Annotated in this window: 4 protein-coding genes; all 4 read right to left on the reverse strand. The window is 71.6% G+C overall.

Annotation, left to right across the window (positions count from 1 at the left end; all coding sequences use genetic code 11):
* Positions 1–102: 102 nt before the first annotated feature.
* Positions 103–1638, reverse strand: coding sequence for an MFS transporter (locus ABZ953_RS39165; RefSeq protein ID WP_361734299.1), 1536 nt, complete (start codon positions 1636–1638; stop codon positions 103–105).
* A gap of 190 nt (positions 1639–1828) precedes the next feature.
* On the reverse strand, positions 1829–2287 hold the full coding sequence (locus tag ABZ953_RS39170; RefSeq protein ID WP_361734301.1) for a hypothetical protein: 459 nt from the start codon (positions 2285–2287) through the stop codon (positions 1829–1831).
* A gap of 144 nt (positions 2288–2431) precedes the next feature.
* Positions 2432–2569, reverse strand: coding sequence for a hypothetical protein (locus ABZ953_RS39175; RefSeq protein WP_361734302.1), 138 nt, complete (start codon positions 2567–2569; stop codon positions 2432–2434).
* A 22-nt stretch (positions 2570–2591) separates the two neighbouring features.
* The coding region (locus ABZ953_RS39180) for an adenosylhomocysteinase (RefSeq protein ID WP_361734303.1) at positions 2592–2930 on the reverse strand (339 nt) is incomplete at its 5' end.

The following is a 2930-nucleotide window of genomic DNA, read 5'->3' on the forward strand; positions in this document are numbered from 1 at the left end:
GTGCGTCCCCGGGGGCGGTGCGGGCGGGCTGCGGGCCCGGGTGCGCTGAGCCTCGCGCACGCGGGCGGGCAACGCACGTGGGTGTGCGCTTGCGGGGTGGTGTTACGAGGCGGCGCCGGTGGTGGTGGGCTGGGCCGTCACGCTGTCCTCGGTGGGCTCGGCGTCGGCCTCGGCGAGCACGTTGCGCGGGATGGCGTCGACCTTCTGCATCAGCGCGATGACCAGGGCGGCCGCGACGGCCACCAGGATGGCGCCCACGCGGAAGGCCCGCGAGGCGCCGTCGGACTGGGCGACGGTGGGCAGGACGCCGTCGCCGATGTGGTCGGTGGTGTAGCGGATGGCGACGGGGACCAGGGTGGCCAGGCCGAGCGCGCCGCCGATCTGCTGCATGGCGGTCTGCACGCCGGAGGCCAGGCCGGAGTCCTTGCCGGTGACCTGGTAGAGCGCGCCGTTGACCAGGGCGGGGTAGCACATGGCGCTGAAGATGCCGAAGACGAGCATGCCGGGCAGGACGCCGCCGACGTAGGAGGAGTCGGCCTCCAGGGAGCTGGCGACGAACAGGCCCACGGCGGCGCCGCCGAAGCCGATGGCCAGCACGGCCTTGACGCCGATGCGGGGCATCAGCGCGGAGGCGGCGCCCATGCCGGCGCCCATCGCGAAGGCCAGCGGCACGACCGCCATGCCCGCCTTGATCGGCGTGTACAGGAGGACCTTCTGCATGTAGATGATGAGCAGGAAGGCGTAGCAGTGGAAGCTGGCGAGCAGGGCCAGGGTCACGACGTTGGAGGTGACCCGGGTGCGGTTGGTGAAGAAGCGGATGGGCACCATCGGGTCGGAGACGCGGGTCTCCCAGAGGGCGGTCAGCAGCAGCACGCCGATGCCGGCGAGCAGCGGGACCAGCACGGTGGAGGAGCCCCATGTGTGGTCGGCGGCCTTGATCAGGCCGTAGACGACGGCGACCAGGCCGCCGGTGATGCCGATGGCGCCGGCGACGTCGACGCTGCGGCCCTCGCGTTCCATGCGGCTCTCGGGCATGACCCGGGGCACCAGGATGAGCGCGGCGATGGCGATGGGGATGTTGATGTAGAAGATCCAGCGCCAGTCGATCCACTCGGTGAGCGCGCCGGAGACGACCGAGCCGATCACGCCGCCCAGGGCGGCGGTGCCGCCCCAGACGCCCAGGGCCTTCATCCGCTCCCGGGCGTCGGGGAAGAGGATGGGGATCATGCCGAGCGCGGCCGGGCCGCACAGGGCTTCGCCCAGGCCCTGGACGAAGCGGCTGGAGACGAGCATGCCGGAGGACATCGCGGCGCCGCAGGTGGCCGAGGCGACGCCGAAGCAGATCACGCCGATCATGAAGATCTTGCGGCGGCCGAACATGTCGGCCAGCCGTCCGCCCAGGAGGAGGAAGCCGCCGGCCATCAGCACGTAGCCGTTGAGCACCCAGGCGAGGTCGCCGTCGGAGCTGAAGGTCAGGTCGTTGTCGATCTCGGGGAGAGCGACGAGCACGATCGTGACATCCATGACGAGCATGAACTGAATCGCGGCCAGGACGCCCAGTGCTTTCCATCGCCTCGGGTCGGACGCGGCGACGGCGTTTCCCGCCCCGTCCGGGGACTCTTTGTCGAGAGTACTCATGGCCTGTTTGCTTCCTCCGAATAAGTGCGACCCGAAAAGGCCGTCCGCGCGGACTTGTTGGCCGGCGTCGGTGAGCCGTGGGCCCCGCCGGATCGCGGGGACGTGTCCGCCTCATCCAGTACGACGAAATGGGCCGCCGGAATGTGAGGGACGGTTCCGTTCCGGAATCCGGGCGGGGGGCGCGGCGTCGTCAGCCGACCAGGTAGCGCTGGATGGTGGGGGCGACCGTGGCGACGACCTCGTCCACCGAGGCCGAGGCGATCGGTTCCAGCTTGACGACGTAGCGCAGGACGGCCACGCCCCAGACCTGGGCCTGGGCGGCGTTGATGTTCATGGCCGGGACGCCCAGGGCGCGGGCGACCTCGTCGAAGTCCTTGGCCGGCTCCGCCAGGGAGTCGGCGAGCTGGCGGAAGATCTGCTTGGACATGAAGTCGCGCATCTGGGCCGCGCCGTCCTCGCCGGCGAAGACGGCGCTGAAGGCGCCGAGCAGCTGCGGGCGGGCCTGGGGGTCCTCCCATTTGGACAGGGCCGCCCGCAGGAGGCCTTCGGCGAGCCGGGCGCGTTCTCCGGTCAGGGATGCCGCCCCGGCCTGGGCGAGGGCGTCCCCGATCTCGCTCAGGGCGGTGGGGCGTGGTGCGGCCTCGGTCATCTCTCCTCCTGGGTGGGACGTCCTGGGGGGACGTCCTGGGTGGGACGGGGTGGTGGGGGTGCTGGGCGCCATGGTGGCCCCGCCCCGCTCGCCGTCCGCTTGACCGCGGCTGGAGCCGGACGGGGGCGGGGGGCGGGGGGCGGGTCAGTCGATGCCGCGCACGACGTTGGGCTCCCAGGTGTCGTCCTCGTCGATGCCGGCGAGCCGGAGCGGCGGGGTGCGCGGCGCGGCGCGGGCGGCCTCCCCGGGCGGCCTGTTGTCCTCCTCGTGGCGGTCGGGCACGTCGTCCTCCTGCGGGGCGGGGTCAGTAGCGGTAGTGCTCGGGCTTGTAGGGGCCCCTCACGTCGACGCCGATGTAGGCGGCCTGCTCGGCGCTGAGCGTGGTCAGCTTCACGCCCAGGGCATCCAGGTGCAGGCGGGCGACCTTCTCGTCCAGGTGCTTGGGCAGCACGTAGACGTCGGTGGGGTACTCCTGCTGCTTGGTGAACAGCTCGATCTGGGCCAGCGTCTGGTCCGCGAAGGAGTTGGACATCACGAACGAGGGGTGGCCGGTGGCGTTGCCCAGGTTCAACAGGCGGCCCTCGGACAGCACGATCAGGACCTTCCCGTCGGGGTAGGTCCAGGTGTGCACCTGCGGCTTGAC

This window comes from Streptomyces sp. NPDC046465, assembly GCF_040646035.1.
Lineage (GTDB): Bacteria > Actinomycetota > Actinomycetes > Streptomycetales > Streptomycetaceae > Streptomyces.